Here is a 14394-nt window from a genome sequence, read left to right as displayed (position 1 = left end):
ATGAAACAGGATAAGGGGAAAATTGGCATAAAAGAATATTTCGCTATTATCTCGTTGACCATTGGAGCGAAGTTGAGTGATGACACCCCTGCGATTATTTATGAAAATGCCAAAAATGCCGGCTGGATAGCAACGTTGCTGATTGGCCTTCTTTCACTTCTGCCGATCCTTTTTTTAATAAAAGTGTATTCAGCTCATAAAGGTAAAAACCTGCATGAAATTTTATTGCACCTTTTTGGGAAATTTTTAGGGAATATACTATCTCTTCTGTTGATAATTGGCGGGACAGCAGCAGTGATTGCAGACTCAGGTACCTACGTCGACATAATTGGCACGATGTATTTCACGAAAACACCAGCAGTCATTCTTTATATCATTTTAATGGTTATTTGCGCTTATGGAGCAAAGAGGGGCATAGAACAGATAGGCGCTGTATCCTGGCTTTTGCTGCCATACATCAAGATTACCTTGTTCATCGCCCTGATTTTTACTTTTCGCGAAGGAACACTAGGTTATCTTTTCCCTTTGTGGGGTGAAGGGCCGCTCGAAGTTGCAAAATCTTCCGTGAAAAATGTCTCAATATTTGTTGATTTTTTCTTTCTTGCCCTTATTATGCCTGTCGTGACTTCATATAAGGAAATGAAAAAAGGCACACTCATTGGTCTGGGTTTTTTAACAGTAGAAATGAGCCTGGCGCTTGTTGCCTTTGTCGTTTTATTTGATTATACTACTGCAGAAATGCTGAACTATCCTTTCCATGAAACAATCAGATATATTCAAATAGGATTCTTGGCCAACGTAGAAACCTTATTTTTTCCCTTTTGGCTGGTCGCGACTTTTATCCGTTTTTCGTTTTATCTATACCTAATCGCCATATTCCTGGGAGGCGTTCTTAAAATTAATGAGTTTGAATATCTCATTCCTTTGATCGCAACCATCATCTTGCTGATGGGATTGTTACCTGATGCCCCATCGATCACCCTCTACTCGCTGAGGGAAAAAGTACTTGTCGTCTTGAGTCCTGCTTTTATGATGATGCCGCCATTAATGTGGGTAGTGGCGAAAATTCGGGGGGATTTTAAGAATGAAAATTCACTCTATAATCATTAAAGTGGCAATCCTCTCGGCTATCACTTTGAGCCTGGCGGGATGCTGGGATCACAAGGAACTGGATGATAAGGCATATGTCATTGGTATAGGACTTGATAAGCATAAAGCAGAAGGAAAGGTTAGAGTCACATACCTGATTGCAAATCCGGAGGTGGGTTCCCAGCAGACTGCTGGCGGAGCGAATGAGCCGCCGCAGGAAATTGTGACTTTGGTTGCTGATGATTTTATTTCATCGCGCAATACAGCCAATACTGTGGTGGCGAAGGAAATATCCTATGACCTGCTTCAGGTGCTTATCGTTTCAGAAGAATTAGCCAGAGACCCGGATTTTATCAGGGTCATCTACAGTGCAACTAAGGATCGGGAAATTAAGCGAAGCGCGCAATTATTAGTCACCCGGGAGGATGCGGCAGACTTCATCAAATTTAATCAACCAAGAATTGAAACCAGGCCGCATAAATTTTTAGAACTGATGATCGAAAGAGGGCAGGAGACTGGCATGATTCCCGAAGCAGACTTGAATAGTTTTTTCCGGGTCACTGAAAGCGATGCCGATTTATTTCTGGCGATATACGCTACCACCAAAAAAGTGGAAAAAGATGAAATGGAAACGACCGATGATGACCTCATGGCGGGTGAGATTCAAGTAAAAGGCACGACAAATAATGCCCAGTTCATGGGATCTGCTGTATTCAAAGAAGGAATGATGATTGGCAAAATAACCGGGGAAGAGACAAGGATATCAAGTCTATTAGACAATACCTGGACTACCGAGGATATCCTGACCGCAGTCCAAGACCCTTTTGATGAGCGATATAAGCTGAGCTTAAGAATTTCTCAAAAAAAAAGCAATAAATTTAAGCTGATTACCGGAAATGGCCGGCCAACCATTGAAATTGAGGTTCCTTTATTTATAGAAGTATACAGCGACCCAAGCATGACCAATTACGCAAAGAACCGTGACAAGGTCAAGAAGCTTAAAAAATCTCTTACGGCTGCAATAGGAAAAAACTTCACCGATTTTATAGTCTATAGTCAGGAAGAATTAAAAGGAGATACATTCGATTTATCCATACCGATGAGGAAGGAGTTTGCCACCCTCCGGGAATTCCGTGAATTTGACTGGATGCACACCTATCCTGATGCAGCAGTTAAGGTGAATGTCTCCATTCGATTTGGTGAATTTGGACGCCAGACGAAGCTGCCTGACCTTGAAGAAGTGAGGGATTAGATGGTACTGATTATGTGGATCGCCATAGCTTTTATCATATTGTATTATTTATTATTTGGTATAACGCTTTGGCGGCAAAAAAACAAGGTTGGAGCTATTGTTATCGTCCTTTTGTCTTTGTCTTGCATAGCACTCCATTATTTTTCCTATCAATGAATGTGCCAGCCATTTCAGGCTGGTGCAAATTTTTAAATTTTACGAACACTATGATAATATATAATAAAATAATCACGTAAAAATGGGGTGTAGGGATGGGCCTGGTTGGATATAACTTCGGAAAGATACTTAAGTCTTCAAGAGTTTTTAAAGGATTGACTGAGGCACAGTTGGCTGCAGGTATATGTTCTGAAGAGGATATCATTCAATTTGAAAAAGAAGAGAAATATCCAACAATTGATCAATTATATAAGATGGCTTCAAAGCTTGAAGTAGAGCTTAACCATTTTTTCGATATCGCTTCGTCTGATACATACAATTACGCCATCGCTGTCACGGAGTTAATCAAAAAGTATAAAAGAGAGCGTGATTATGCTGCTATTGATGAAATCCTCCAAAAGGAGCAGGATAATCAGCTTTTTAAGCATACGTCTTTCAATCAGTTTCTGGTATGGCACCAGGGGATATGCAGCTATTACCTTGAGGGAGATAGACAGAAATCAATCGGCTTGCTTGGTCAGGCATTGGCCATGACTCATCAGGAACAGGCTAGTATGAGCGAACGTGAAATTGAGATTTTGACCAGTATGGCCATTATTGAAAAGGACAGCGGGAACCTTGACAAGGCAGTGGAGCTTTTTCTGAAGGCCCTGAACCAGCTGACAGAACTGCCTCAAGTCCAGGATTCAAGCATCTGGCTAAGGATTCTTTACGGTCTCGCCCAGGCACTGTCAAAGCTGGAGAGATATGAGGAATCACTCATATACTGCAGCAAAGGAATCGATAATTGTATATATGAAGAAAATATGTATTTATTTGGAGAACTTTATTACCAATCAGGCATGAATTTTATTAAATTGGGTAAAGAAAACAAAGGGAAGGAATATCTCGAAAAAGCAGTCATGATTTTCAGGCTCCAGAAGAATGAGAAGTTTGCCAGTCTAGTAGAAACTGAAATGGAAAAATTATTGAAATATTGCTGATACACCCTTTAACTTTTTAGCCAGAGGCAGAGGAGGATAAAATGAACAGAATAATACTGATGACCATTTTTGCTGCATTTTTTGCTGGTGTATCTGGTTGGGATTCTGAAGATAGGAGCCTGGCCGATTTGCCATCACAACACGCGCCAAGTGGTACAACCATAGCCGGATTGCCATCACAACATTCAGGCGATGGAGTCACCCTGGCAGACCTGCCGTCACAGCATGCACAAGAAGGAACATTGGTAGCAGATCTTCCCTCGCAGCACTCGCAGAACGGGACAATCGTAGCAGACCTGCCATCACAGCACACTCAACAAGGAACATTGGCAGCAGATCTTCCCTCACAGCATTCGCAGAGCGGGACAATTATAGCCGACCTGCCGTCACAGCATAGTCAAGTTGAAGGATTAGTGTAAGAAATGATTTGAGACAGCCTGGACCGATTAGGTCAGGTTGTTTTTTCATGTTGAAGGGGAAACCTTTTTCTTCATGTTTTTATGCAAGGCTCTTTTCTCAAACTATGTTGCTATTGATTACAAAATGGGATTTAATGACCTAGTTTTCTGCATAAAATTAAAGCTTATTATGAGAAAAGAGCTTGCACACTTAAAAACGAACTGCAAAATGGCTTTATAGCACGTTAAAATCGGCTTTAAGATTTTAACAACAATCTTTACGAAAACAACCTTATGCAAAGATTTCAGCTAGAATAGAACAAGTACATAGTGAAAGGCTCTGGATTTCTCCAGAACCTTATTTGATGTGGAATAGCCTCGGTTTTCAGTCTACGATATCCATATGGCTCCCGTTCATCATATTGAAGTTTTTGCTCGGCATGGCACCGTTTGTTCCGTGGCAGTCATTGTACATTTGCTTGACCTCTTCATCGGACAAGCCGGGATGCATTTTTTCGATAAGCGGCTTCATCTGGCCAAAATTGAATACGCCTTTTCCTTCTGTTCCTTCTTCCGCCAAGGCGGCGGTACTGGCTCCAAGGATTATGGCTGCGCTTAATAAACTTAACGACAGTTTTTTCATCTTCAGGTCAGCTCCTTTCGTTTATAAGTAAATTTTAGCCGGACAGTGTGCAAAAACTTAGCAGAAGCAGTGACAAATTATTGTACTTTTTCCGGAGGATAATAAATGGCATTATTAGATACTCTATCTGGACAGCCTGTCTGGATCGCAGTTTTGATCAGTCTGACGGTCAGTATCACAATTTCAATAATGGGGGTGGTCCCGAGCGCATTTGTGACGGCTGCTAATATTCTTTATTTTGGCTTTAGTGGCGGTCTTGTTCTTTCGATCATTGGGGAAGCCGCCGGGGCGATCATCAGCTTTTTTCTTTATCGAAGAGGGGTAAAAAAACTGGCGCAGAAAATCAACGGCACCACCAAACCAATAAAAGGATTGGATCGGCTTAAAGGCACTGCCGGCACAGAGGCATTTGTCCTGGTGATTCTATTGCGGCTTTTCCCATTCGCGCCTTCAGGACTGGTGACGCTTGCTGCTTCTTACAGCAAAATGGGCGCACCTGCATTCATGGTATCAAGTACGATTGGCAAAATCCCTGCACTCTTCATTGAGGCATATTCGGTGCACACCTTGCTGGGCTGGAAAACAGAGTACCAGCTGTCAATGGCGGTCTTTGCGGTTGTGGCGGGTGTCTGCTACTATTATTGGACAAACAGGAAAAGAAATCGGAGGATGTAGAATATGATGGATAGAAACAGGCTAATGTCCGCAGCAATTGTCTTAATGGCACTGGTTTTGACAGGCTGTGCGGACCGGGAGGATAATCAGGCAAAGCAGGAACAACAAGAACAACAGAAACAAGAACAGCAGAAACAAGCTGAAAACCAGCCAAGGATGGAGGGGAACATAACCAGCGATATTCCAGCAGAAAAGTTCATCAGAAAAGCAGCGGAGCAAAAAGTAGACCACGTACATGGAATTGGATATCCAGGTAATGATGAGGGCCTCTATGTTGCATCGCATAATGGCCTGAAAATGTTTATAAAGGGAGAGTGGCTGGAAACTGCCGGACAAAACCATGACTATATGGGTTTTCAGGCAACCCAGGATGGCTTTTTTGCAAGTGGCCATCCCGAAAAAGGGTCAAATTTGAATGATCCTCTGGGCCTTATAAAAAGCACAGATAAGGGCAGGACACTTGAGAAAATCGCTTTTTACGGTGAAAGTGATTTCCACTTCCTTTCCGCTGGCTACCACAATAGCAGCCTGTATTTAATCAATGAAGAACCCAATTTCAGCATGGAAAGAGGCGTCTATTTATCCAGGGACCATGGCGGAAGCTGGGAGCAAATTGACATGGCAGGGATGGAGGCAAAAACACTTGGTATGATTGCGGTTCATCCGGAAAATGGAGGAATATTCGCAATGGCAACAAGGGAAGGTGTCTTCATCACAGATGATTTTGGGAAGAACATGAAGAAAGCAGGAGATTTCGAGATGGTGACAGCAGCGGCATTCTCTAAAGAATCACTGCTTATTTCCCCGGTTCAGGATCAAAAAATCAAAATGTTCAAGCTGGATCTCCAGCAGGAAGGGGCAGCAGAAGAGCTTCCGATTCCGCAACTTAAGGAAGATAATCCGATTACATATATAGCCGCTGACCCTCGGCAGGACGGAAGAATAGCCTTCATCACCATCCTGAATGACCTTTATGAATCAGAGGATGGCGGCCAGACATGGAAGCGGCTTTTGGTGAACGGGAAGATTGAAAAATAATCCGGCATCCATCCAATTGGCAGGTATAACAATAGCCTACATCCCATGGTTGAGCAGAATTTGGTTCCAGAAATTCATTTCTGCCTGCTTTGAATACCTATTTTAATACCAAATAAGCAGGAAGCAGCATCCAAAACAAAATGGTTGCTGTTTTTTTTTATTTTATTTACAATATACGCATAGTTTTTACCGTAGGAGGTATATAAACTAGGGAGATTTTTTTCAGTATGGATTCCGCGAATTCATAAAATACTAAGCTTTAGGAAGGGGGATTACTATGTCAATTTCTGCGGATAAAGTACTGGACGCAAAAGGACTTGCGTGCCCGATGCCGATTGTCAAAACGAAGAAATCCATGAATGAGATGGAACCTGGACAGGTTATTGAAGTGCAGGCGACTGACAAAGGATCTACAACAGACCTGAAAGCATGGGCAGAAAGTACAGGCAATCAATACCTTGGTACAATCACGGATGGAGATGTGCTAAAGCATTATGTCCGTAAAGCGAGTGAAGATGAACTGAACAATGAATCGCCACACCCACATACATCCACACTTGAAGAAGTGCTGGCAAAATTGGAAGGCGAAGAGAAGATAACCATTCTTGACGTAAGGGAATCTGCTGAATATGCTTTTGGCCATATTCCTAATGCAAAATCGATTCCGCTTGGAGAACTGGAGCAGCGGTTCAATGAATTGGATCCTGAAGAGGATGTCTATATCATTTGCCGCTCCGGATCAAGAAGTGATATGGCAGCGAAGAAGCTTGCCGAAAAAGGATTCAAGAAACCTATTAATGTTGTTTCCGGGATGAAGGACTGGACAGGCCCGACGGAAACATCAGTTGAAAAATAAGGAGGAACCAAATAATGAAAGTAGCTATCATCGCCTCTAACGGCGGAATGTTCGACGCATATAAAGTATTCAATATCGCGACTGCGGCAGCAGCAACAGATGCAGAAGTAGGAATTTTCTTCACATTTGAAGGGCTTAACCTGATCCACAAGGAAGCGCATAAGCAACTTCCTATGCCGGCAGGAACAGAGCACTTCCAGGAAGGCTTTGCAAGAGAAAACGTTCCTCCAGTTGAGCAGCTTGTTGAAATGGCAGCTGAAATGGGTGTCAAGATGATTGCCTGCCAGATGACAATGGACGTAATGTCCCTTGAAAAAGACCAGTTCGTTGATGGCATTGACGTGGGTGGAGCAGCTTCATTCCTTCACTTCGCAAGCGATGCAGATATTACATTGACATTCTAGAAATCAAAGCATAACAGGAGGAATGAAATGGTACAGACAATTACAGCAAAAGAATTAGCTCGAAAAGTCATTAACCATGAAGACCTGTTTATCCTTGATACAAGAAATACTGATGACTTCGATGATTGGAAAATCGAAGGCCGGAATGTAAAAGTCCATAATACACCTTATTTTGACCTGCTAGAAGGTGTGGATCCCGTAAAGAATGTCCTGCCGAAAGATCAGGAAATTTACGTTGTATGTGCAAAAGGCGGTTCATCTGAATTTGTAGCTGAACAAATCGAAGAGGCAGGCTATACGAATGTCTACTCCATTGAAGGCGGCATGAAAGCCTGGAGTGAACATTTAGAGCCTGTTAAAATCGGTGACCTGAAAAATGGCGGATCGCTCTATCAATTCGTCAGGATTGGCAAGGGCTGCCTTTCCTATCTTGTCGAATCCAATGGCGAGGCTGCGATCATCGATACAAACCGGATGATTGAGCAGTATGAGGAGTTCATGACTGGCAAGGATTTTAAACTTGTTGCCCTTCTTGATACCCATCTTCATGCTGACCATATTTCCGGCGGTAAGAAGCTTGCAGATAAAGTGGGAGCTAAATATTACCTTCCCCCTAAAGACGCAGAAGAAGTTACCTTCCATTATGAACCACTTCAGGATGGTGATGAAATCAAGGTTGGAAACACTGTCATACAGGCTTTGTACTCTCCTGGTCATACAATTGGAAGTACTTCGTTCATCATAGATGACCAATACTTGCTGACAGGTGACATTCTGTTCATCGACTCAATCGGACGCCCTGACCTTGCTGGATTGGCACAAGACTGGGTGGGTGATCTGAGGAACACGTTGTATAAGCGTTATAAAGAACTTGCCGATGAACTGCTTGTCCTGCCTGCCCACTATATGGGCATCAATGAGATGAATGATGACGGCAGCGTTTCCGAAAAACTTGGCGTGCTTTATGCTGAGAACCATGGTTTGCAAATCGATAGTGAAGAGACGTTCAGGAAAACAGTCACCGAGAATCTTCCGCCTCAGCCTAACTCCTACCAGGAAATCAGGCAGACGAATATGGGCAAAATCAACCCGGATATCGAAGAACAGAGGGAAATGGAAATCGGACCGAACCGATGCGCAGTAAGATAAATAGAAAAGCGCAAGCGCCTTGGTCAGCCCCAACAATCGTTGGAGGGCCGACCATTGAAGTCGTTCTTTGACTTCAAAAGGCGGACCGAAACGATCGAGGGGCTAGGCGCTGGAGCTGGCCAATCAAAGAAGGAGTACCTTATGAAGAGGGTACTCCTTTTTAATAAAGGCTCTTTTCTCAAACTTTGTTGCTATTGACTAAAAAATGGGATTGAATGACCTATTTTTCTTTATAAAATTCAAGCTTGTTATGAGAAAAGAGCTTGCACACTTAAAAACGAACTGCAAAATGGCTTTATAGCACGTTAAAATCGGCTTTAAGATTTTAACAACAATCTTTACGAAAACAGCCTTAATAAACAAGGCTTTTTCCGTAAGCATCATGAAATCAGGACGTTTACGGAAAAAGCTTTTATATGAATTCAAAAAGAATAGTCAGCACCCATAAAGGAGGACCCTATGACCAAGTTGACGATCATCCAGCAGAATGATACACATGGGAGTTTGTATTTGCATGATGAATTATTTTGGAAAAACAACCAACCTGAGCTAAGTAAAACTGGCGGCCTTCCGAGGATTGCAAAATATATCAAAAATCTTAAATCACAAAAAGATAATGTATTATTCCTTGATGGCGGTGATCTTTTTCATGGGACACTCCCATTAGTTGCTTCAAAAGGAGAAGCAATAATACCAGCTTTGCAAAAGATGGAACTGGATGGCTGGGTCCCGGGAAATTGGGATTTCGCCTATGGAAAACAGCAATTATCTTCATTGGCGAATGCCCTTCCTTTCCCTGCTGTCGCATGCAATGTAAAGGAACAGGATTCCAATCAATCTTTCTTAAAGCCTTATATGATAAAAGAGATGAATGGCGTAAAGCTAGGAGTCATTGGACTCACCTATCCATATGTCGACGAGACGATGCCGGAAAGCTTTTCTAAAGGCCTTTCATTCTCAAAAGGGGTGGAAGAGACCCGTCATTGTGTCGAAGAGTTAAAAGAGAAAGTGGACCTGATTGTGCTGCTAAGCCATATGGGCCTCCCGCTCGATGTTGAACTGGCAGCCCTAGTCGAGGGAATTGATATCATCTTATCCGGACACAGCCATGACCGAATTGAAAAACCGATTACCGTAAATGGTGCTCTTGTCGTTCAAGCAGGTTCAAGTGCTTCTTTCCTTGGAAAGCTGGAGATCAATATGGAAGGCGGTAAAATGGCTGATTATCAGTATGAACTGATAGCAATCGATGAGAGTTTTTCTGTAGATGAGGAAATGGAAGGGATCATTGCCGATATCCTGGAGCCTTACAAGAAGGAACGGGACAATGTCGTAGGGAGGACAGAGTCAACCTTGCACAGGATGACCTTGAGTGAAGCGCCAATGGACCAGCTGATTACTGACGCATATCTTCATGCATTTGACGACTGCAACCTGGCGTTTTCTCATGGCTGGCGTTATGGCACACCCGTTCAGCCTGGTGACATAACCGAATACGATCTGCATACCATTATCCCAACAAATCCAGAAATGTTCACGCTGGAAATGAGCGGGAAGCAGCTGATGAATGCCCTTGAGAAAAATTTGGAGAAGGTTTTCTCAAGGGATCCATTCAAGCAGAAAGGCGGATATATACTAAGGTCTTCTGGCCTGTTCATGGCTTTCAAGCCGTACAACCCTGAAGGAAACAGGATCCAGAAGCTGCTCGTTGGCGGTGAGGAGTTCGATTTGAAAAAGACATACAAAGTCGCAGGAGGCGGGAAGCAGCTGTTCAAAGGCGCTGAAGCCAATAAAACATATCAAGGTGTCCATGCCGTTGATGTTATTAAACAATTTTTAAATGAAAAAGGATTATTCAAAGCAAATCAAGAACCGAAGATCTTGAGCATCTAGAAAACTTTTTGACATTTCAAAGGCGGATCCGCGCCAAAATGTCCAAGAAAGAGGATTTAATGGACATTTCGAAGGCGGAGCAGCGTAAAAATGTCTAAGAAAGAAGATTTAATGGACATTTCGCGGGCGAAGTAGCGCCAAAATGTCCAAGAAAGAGGATTTAATGGACATTTCGAAGGCGGATCCGCGCCAAAATGTCCAAGAAAGAGGATTTAATGGACATTTCGAAGGCAGAGCAGCTTCAAAATGTCCAAAAAAGACCTTTCAGTCAGAGCATCACCTACAATATAACCAGAAGACGGACACCTTTGCTGAATGTTTTCTTATTTCTGTCCATCATAGGCTTGATGACGGACACTTTTGCTGTTCGCTTCCTGAATCCTGTCCATCATAAACAAAAAAGTCACGGCCTGAGCCGTGACTTTCTATTATTTTACCCCTGTAAGTTCCTTCATCATTTTTTCATCCATCGGTCCGACAATTTTCTTTGTTATGACGCCTTTTTCATCGAGGATGTAGCTGGTTGGGATGGTGAAGGCCTGATAGGTTGTTCCTGCGTTTCCTGCCTCATCCAAAGGGATGGTAAAGGTTAAGCCATATTCATCAACGAATTTTTGCACTTCTTCGACGCCTTTGTCCATGTTGGTCAAATTGACAGCTAGGATTTCTACGCCCTGATCGTTATATTCTTCATAGAAATTTTGCATATGAGGCATTTCGGCCTTACATGGAGGGCACCAAGTTGCCCAGAAGTTCAGGATCACTCTTTTGCCGCGGTAATCGGACAGCTTGACTGTCTCTCCTCCCAGGGTTTTCAGTTCAAAATCAGGTGCCTCAGCGCCTTCCCTTAATGAAGACAGCTTAGCGCCCGGGATATCTTCAGTTGTTTCTACGGCTTCCTCAGTCGGTGCTGTTGTTTTCTTTTCGCTCTCGGTCGAACCTGGTTTCCAGATATTCACGACCAATATGACGACAGCCAATGCTAAAATCGCGAATGATAAAAGATTTTTATTCAATGCTGTAATTCCTCCTTATTTAAACCCTGAAATACTAGCAAGTAAATTCCAAGTGCAAAGATCAGCAGGTTTTCCGCTGAAAGCAAATTCGAAAAAAGACTGAGAACGAGTGCTTCAAGCATCAAGAATAATATAGCATATTCCTTCGAAAGCTCCATTCTTTTAAAATAAAACACTCCAAAGATCAACGCCATTAGTGCCTGCACTCCAGCAGGGATGAACTCCTCTGAAAATGCGAATAGTCCGGTCCAATAGAGCAAAAAGAAAAGGAAATAAGCCGGAAGATACTCGGTCACTTTGACCATGCTTTCCTTTTTCCTTGCAATCCAAAATAAATAGGCCGCAATGCCTGCAAAAGCAAGGATCTGGCCTTCTGTGCCACCATTAAAATAAAGGAGGGAGAAGGGGGTGTCAAGGAACATCTTGAAATTGAAAACGACATAGCTCAGCTTGTAGATGGCTATGTATATGAAAAAGCTGTTCCAATACCAATCACCTATGCTCTTTTTTTCCCTGGCCCGGTAGATCAGGGCGCCGATAAATATGGCAGCAAACGCCGCGAGCAAATCTGCTGGCACCGTGAATCTGCCAATCGTTATATAATTCAAGCAACATCACCTTTTTTGGGCTGGTCTGACGTGAATTCAATCTGGTATCGGATGTCGATGCTTCCAATGACCGATTGAATCATGCCGCAATTTTTCAGGACAAGGGCGGCAATTTTCTCAGCCTGCTTCGCCTTATCCAATGTGTCGGTCTGCACGGCAACATCGAATGTCAACCGTTCAATCCGGTTTGCCTCTTCTGGATTCCTGACTGCTGATACATTAACGTCGATTCTTTTATAGTCTATTCTCTTCTTGTCCAGAATATTTGCCAGCACCGCAGTACTGCAGCCAGTCAAGGAGGATACGAACAGTTCCATAGGTCTGTATCCCAATTCTGCGTTCGGGGATATTGGAAGGAAACCATATTCCATCTGTCCGATAAGTTTCTCATTATAATAAGTGAATTCCATCAAAATCGCTCCTTTAATTCGAAAACTACTTTTCAGTCCAGTATGTAATCGTATTGTTAAGGATTGATTAAGAAACGGAATGGAGGGGGATTCTGATCCAAAATGAGTGATTATGCCCATCTGTATCAAGGCCAATATGTCCCTGATGGGCATTCATGATACTTTTGGCAATCGCCAGGCCGAGGCCGGCCCCCTCCGCTTTTGTGCTGCGGGATTCTTCAAGCCTGTAAAACCGTTCAAAAATCAGCTCTTTATTATCCGGGTCAATATAGGTACCTTCATGGGAAAAAGTCACTCTGTATTCTGAATCACTACGCTGTCCCACTATGGCAAGATGCCCGCCAGTGTCATAATCGATAATATTTTGCAGCAGATTGGCCAGGACTTGCTTTAAGCCGTCTTTATGGCCAAGAACAGGAGCGTGTTCAATCTGCTGGCTCAATGTCTCGAACCTGCCGGATAGCTTCAAGTGGAACGCTGCAAGTGATTCAGCCAATGCTTGTTTCATATCGATTTCCTCGAATTGTTTTTCGGGTAAATGGGACTCCTGGCTCCATGCATCAAGCTCAGCAATCAAATCAACAATTCTTGTGATCCGTCTGGATTCTTCGAGAAGAGACCCGAAAAGTTCCTGGTCACCTTCCAATACACCGCTGTGAAGAGCTTCTAGATACCCATTGATATTCGTCAGCGGAGTCCTTAATTCATGGGCGATATCCCTTAACATTTCTTCACGCCTTGTTTGGACAACCGATAGGGTTTCGGTCATGGCATTGAAATTTGTTACGAGTTCGCCAAGTTCACCGCCTGCCTGTACATCAATCTTCGAAGGGATTGTTCCTGTTTTCACCTGAATTGCGGCAGCAGCCATCGCCTTAACTGGATTCACAATTCTTTTTACCGAAAAATAATGCAAAAGCCCGGCGGCGATGAAAGCGATGATGCTTACTTTGATCAGGAATGAATTCAGGGTTTCAACGAGCTGCTGCCCGGTCACTTGTTCATGATTGACCAGGAAGCAGGCATAGTCTTTTACAGATATTCCTGCCAGCATGATGACCAGCAGAATGACAATACTGTTGACCGCTACCAACTTCGATAACAACAAGTTCGTGATGCTTTTAATTCGCCGCAAATTTATACCCCATTCCTCTTACTGTCTGAATATAATCCTTCGGCGTTTTTTCTTTGATTTTCTCACGGAGATTCTTGATATGTACATCGATTGTCCGCTCCGTCACGGCCTTTTCGTTATTTTCATAAATGGTATCGAGTATTTGCGTCCGCGAAAGAATTTGTCCAGGATGCTGCATGAACATATGGAGAAGCCTGAACTCAAAATTTGTCAAGTCGAGTGTTTCCCCATCAACCAGCGCCTGGCCTTTTGCTGGTTTGAGGGTAAGACCTGTAAAAGTCAGTTTCCCGCATCTGCTTGCCGTCCTTCGTAACACCGCTTCAATCCGGACCATCAGCTCGGCCGGACTGAATGGTTTTACCACATAGTCGTCAGCGCCAAGCTTAAAGCCTTCAATCCGGCTCTTTTCCGAAGCTTTTGCTGTCAGCATGATGACAGGCATCATGCTTTCCAAATCGTTCCGCAGCCAGCAGCATATTTCTTCTCCGCTTTTGCCGGGAAGCATCAGGTCTAGTATAAGGATGCAAGGGTCATATTTTTCAATCATCTCCTGGGCGTCAATTCCATTGTCCGCTTCGAGAACCTCATAGCCCTCATTCGTTAAATAGATTTTGACAAGCGTCCTTATTTTGGGATCGTCTTCGACTACCAATACACTTTTGCCGATCAGTTCTTTCTTCACAAAAATA

Annotated in this window: 16 protein-coding genes; 10 read left to right on the top strand and 6 right to left on the bottom strand. The window is 43.2% G+C overall.

Features of this window, described 5'->3' with window-relative positions:
* The 4 genes from QNH36_RS20380 to QNH36_RS20365 all read left to right on the top strand — a co-directional run bounded on the left by QNH36_RS20380 (position 1) and on the right by QNH36_RS20365 (position 3899).
* Positions 1–1110 carry a GerAB/ArcD/ProY family transporter gene (locus tag QNH36_RS20380; RefSeq protein WP_144478635.1) on the top strand — a complete coding sequence of 370 codons (1110 nt, stop codon included), beginning with the start codon at positions 1–3 and terminating at the stop codon, positions 1108–1110.
* Positions 1085–2341: a Ger(x)C family spore germination protein gene (locus QNH36_RS20375; protein WP_251544926.1), complete on the top strand. Its 1257-nt coding sequence runs from the start codon at positions 1085–1087 to the stop codon at positions 2339–2341. The genes QNH36_RS20380 and QNH36_RS20375 overlap by 26 nt, the downstream gene beginning before the upstream one ends.
* Positions 2342–2592: 251 nt before the next feature.
* Positions 2593–3480: a helix-turn-helix domain-containing protein gene (locus QNH36_RS20370; protein ID WP_283904082.1), complete on the top strand. Its 888-nt coding sequence runs from the start codon at positions 2593–2595 to the stop codon at positions 3478–3480.
* A 41-nt stretch (positions 3481–3521) separates the two neighbouring features.
* Entirely contained in the window at positions 3522–3899 is a 378-nt protein-coding gene (locus QNH36_RS20365; RefSeq protein WP_283904081.1) for a hypothetical protein, read from the top strand.
* A gap of 364 nt (positions 3900–4263) precedes the next feature.
* Here QNH36_RS20365 and QNH36_RS20360 read toward each other — a convergent pair whose 3' ends face one another.
* Complete coding sequence (locus QNH36_RS20360) at positions 4264–4521, bottom strand: hypothetical protein (protein ID WP_144478643.1); 258 nt, start codon at positions 4519–4521, stop codon at positions 4264–4266.
* Positions 4522–4626: 105 nt separating this feature from the next.
* On the opposite strand from QNH36_RS20360, the gene QNH36_RS20355 reads away from it, so the two are divergent.
* From QNH36_RS20355 to QNH36_RS20330, 6 genes are all read left to right on the top strand, one after another.
* On the top strand, positions 4627–5196 hold the full coding sequence (locus QNH36_RS20355) for a TVP38/TMEM64 family protein (RefSeq protein WP_283904080.1): 570 nt from the start codon (positions 4627–4629) through the stop codon (positions 5194–5196).
* Positions 5197–5199: 3 nt separating this feature from the next.
* Complete coding sequence (locus tag QNH36_RS20350) at positions 5200–6234, top strand: F510_1955 family glycosylhydrolase (RefSeq protein WP_283904079.1); 1035 nt, start codon at positions 5200–5202, stop codon at positions 6232–6234.
* A gap of 277 nt (positions 6235–6511) precedes the next feature.
* Entirely contained in the window at positions 6512–7090 is a 579-nt protein-coding gene (locus tag QNH36_RS20345; RefSeq protein WP_144478649.1) for a sulfurtransferase TusA family protein, read from the top strand.
* Between the two features lie 14 nt (positions 7091–7104).
* A complete protein-coding gene (locus tag QNH36_RS20340; RefSeq protein ID WP_041964856.1) occupies positions 7105–7494 on the top strand; it encodes a DsrE/DsrF/DrsH-like family protein in 390 nt (129 codons plus the stop codon).
* A 27-nt stretch (positions 7495–7521) separates the two neighbouring features.
* The gene (locus QNH36_RS20335; protein ID WP_283904078.1) at positions 7522–8643 is read left to right on the top strand and encodes an MBL fold metallo-hydrolase; all 1122 of its coding nucleotides are present in this window, start codon (positions 7522–7524) and stop codon (positions 8641–8643) included.
* A 459-nt stretch (positions 8644–9102) separates the two neighbouring features.
* Positions 9103–10536, top strand: coding sequence for a bifunctional metallophosphatase/5'-nucleotidase (locus QNH36_RS20330; RefSeq protein WP_283904077.1), 1434 nt, complete (start codon positions 9103–9105; stop codon positions 10534–10536).
* 428 nt (positions 10537–10964) lie between these two features.
* Here the strand turns inward: QNH36_RS20330 and QNH36_RS20325 are convergent, their stop codons facing one another.
* The 5 genes from QNH36_RS20325 to QNH36_RS20305 all read right to left on the bottom strand — a co-directional run bounded on the left by QNH36_RS20325 (position 10965) and on the right by QNH36_RS20305 (position 14387).
* Positions 10965–11552, bottom strand: a complete 588-nt coding sequence (locus tag QNH36_RS20325) for a peroxiredoxin family protein (RefSeq protein ID WP_251544467.1) — start codon at positions 11550–11552, stop codon at positions 10965–10967.
* On the bottom strand, positions 11549–12160 hold the full coding sequence (locus QNH36_RS20320; protein WP_283904076.1) for a hypothetical protein: 612 nt from the start codon (positions 12158–12160) through the stop codon (positions 11549–11551). Before QNH36_RS20320 ends, QNH36_RS20325 begins: the two co-directional genes overlap by 4 nt.
* Entirely contained in the window at positions 12157–12570 is a 414-nt protein-coding gene (locus tag QNH36_RS20315) for an OsmC family protein (RefSeq protein WP_283904075.1), read from the bottom strand. The genes QNH36_RS20320 and QNH36_RS20315 overlap by 4 nt, the downstream gene beginning before the upstream one ends.
* A 67-nt stretch (positions 12571–12637) precedes the next feature.
* A complete protein-coding gene (locus QNH36_RS20310) occupies positions 12638–13705 on the bottom strand; it encodes a HAMP domain-containing sensor histidine kinase (protein ID WP_283904074.1) in 1068 nt (355 codons plus the stop codon).
* A complete protein-coding gene (locus QNH36_RS20305) occupies positions 13692–14387 on the bottom strand; it encodes a response regulator transcription factor (RefSeq protein ID WP_251544462.1) in 696 nt (231 codons plus the stop codon). The genes QNH36_RS20310 and QNH36_RS20305 overlap by 14 nt, the downstream gene beginning before the upstream one ends.
* Positions 14388–14394: the final 7 nt, after the last annotated feature.

Origin of the sequence: Mesobacillus sp. AQ2 (assembly GCF_030122805.1) — a bacterium.
GTDB lineage: Bacteria > Bacillota > Bacilli > Bacillales > Cytobacillaceae > Mesobacillus > Mesobacillus oceanisediminis_A.
Note: the sequence above shows the minus strand (reverse complement) of the source record. Positions and strands in the feature narration are given on the sequence as shown.

What these genes read in the sequence shown, in the direction of transcription:
- QNH36_RS20380 (WP_144478635.1), top strand. Translation starts at nt 1, where the DNA reads ATGAAACAGGATAAGGGGAAAATTGGCATAAAAGAATATTTCGCTATT.
- QNH36_RS20375 (WP_251544926.1), top strand. Translation starts at nt 1,085, where the DNA reads ATGAAAATTCACTCTATAATCATTAAAGTGGCAATCCTCTCGGCTATC.
- QNH36_RS20370 (WP_283904082.1), top strand. Translation starts at nt 2,593, where the DNA reads ATGGGCCTGGTTGGATATAACTTCGGAAAGATACTTAAGTCTTCAAGA.
- QNH36_RS20365 (WP_283904081.1), top strand. Translation starts at nt 3,522, where the DNA reads ATGAACAGAATAATACTGATGACCATTTTTGCTGCATTTTTTGCTGGT.
- QNH36_RS20360 (WP_144478643.1), bottom strand. Translation starts at nt 4,521, where the DNA reads ATGAAAAAACTGTCGTTAAGTTTATTAAGCGCAGCCATAATCCTTGGA.
- QNH36_RS20355 (WP_283904080.1), top strand. Translation starts at nt 4,627, where the DNA reads ATGGCATTATTAGATACTCTATCTGGACAGCCTGTCTGGATCGCAGTT.
- QNH36_RS20350 (WP_283904079.1), top strand. Translation starts at nt 5,200, where the DNA reads ATGATGGATAGAAACAGGCTAATGTCCGCAGCAATTGTCTTAATGGCA.
- QNH36_RS20345 (WP_144478649.1), top strand. Translation starts at nt 6,512, where the DNA reads ATGTCAATTTCTGCGGATAAAGTACTGGACGCAAAAGGACTTGCGTGC.
- QNH36_RS20340 (WP_041964856.1), top strand. Translation starts at nt 7,105, where the DNA reads ATGAAAGTAGCTATCATCGCCTCTAACGGCGGAATGTTCGACGCATAT.
- QNH36_RS20335 (WP_283904078.1), top strand. Translation starts at nt 7,522, where the DNA reads ATGGTACAGACAATTACAGCAAAAGAATTAGCTCGAAAAGTCATTAAC.
- QNH36_RS20330 (WP_283904077.1), top strand. Translation starts at nt 9,103, where the DNA reads ATGACCAAGTTGACGATCATCCAGCAGAATGATACACATGGGAGTTTG.
- QNH36_RS20315 (WP_283904075.1), bottom strand. Translation starts at nt 12,570, where the DNA reads ATGGAATTCACTTATTATAATGAGAAACTTATCGGACAGATGGAATAT.